This window comes from Lachnoclostridium sp. An76 (assembly GCF_002161355.1).
GTDB classification, from domain to species: domain Bacteria; phylum Bacillota; class Clostridia; order Lachnospirales; family Lachnospiraceae; genus Mediterraneibacter; species Mediterraneibacter caccavium.
The window spans coordinates 1-601 of the sequence record NZ_NFHL01000024.1 but is presented as its reverse complement, the minus strand read 5'-3'; the positions used below and the strand labels follow the sequence as shown (position 1 = coordinate 601).

General features: G+C 53.2%; 1 protein-coding gene. It reads right to left on the bottom strand.

Annotation, left to right across the window (positions count from 1 at the left end; all coding sequences use genetic code 11):
- Window positions 1–345 precede the first annotated feature (345 nt).
- A partial coding sequence (locus tag B5G27_RS16280) for a hypothetical protein (protein WP_206609010.1) occupies window positions 346–601 on the bottom strand: 256 nt, incomplete at its 5' end.

The following is a 601-nucleotide window of genomic DNA, read 5'->3' as shown; positions in this document are numbered from 1 at the left end:
CAGCACGGGTGTGTGGGTGGCTTCGGCTCCGGGGCTCCGTGGCAGCAAAAACTAAGAAATCCGGGACTATGCTAAAGGCAGAAAGCAGCAGGGAGCAACTCGCTTTTGGCTCAGACAAGCCCCCTGCTGCTTTCAACGCATAGTTCCGGATTTCAAGTTTTTTCAAGCCCCTCCGCAGTCACCTCAGTCACCCACACACCCGTGCTGAAAGGTTTTCGAAAAAGGCGCTTCGCTGTTTTCTGGTTTTGCTCAAGACGGAAGGTCCCCCGACAAATGCAGCGTTTAAAAACGTAGCGAGAAGGGAACTTTCCCGGCAAAAGACAACCCATCTCCCGGAAGTCCGCGTCACCTTCCGTCTAATAAAAATTCCTGTTTCGCCACAGAAGCTCCCCTTTCATCCAACTTTCGAAATCCTGCATTTGCCTGCGGGGACCTGCCGATCGGATGAACCCAGAAAACCGGCCCCTTTGATGCACCTTTCGCGGCGGACGGGGATATGGCGACGGTGACTTGGAGTAATCTGATGGAAAGACTTAAAAGAATGGGATGCGGCGTTAATTTCAAAGCGGATGCCTGAGCCGCAGGCGAATCTTCCGCTTTG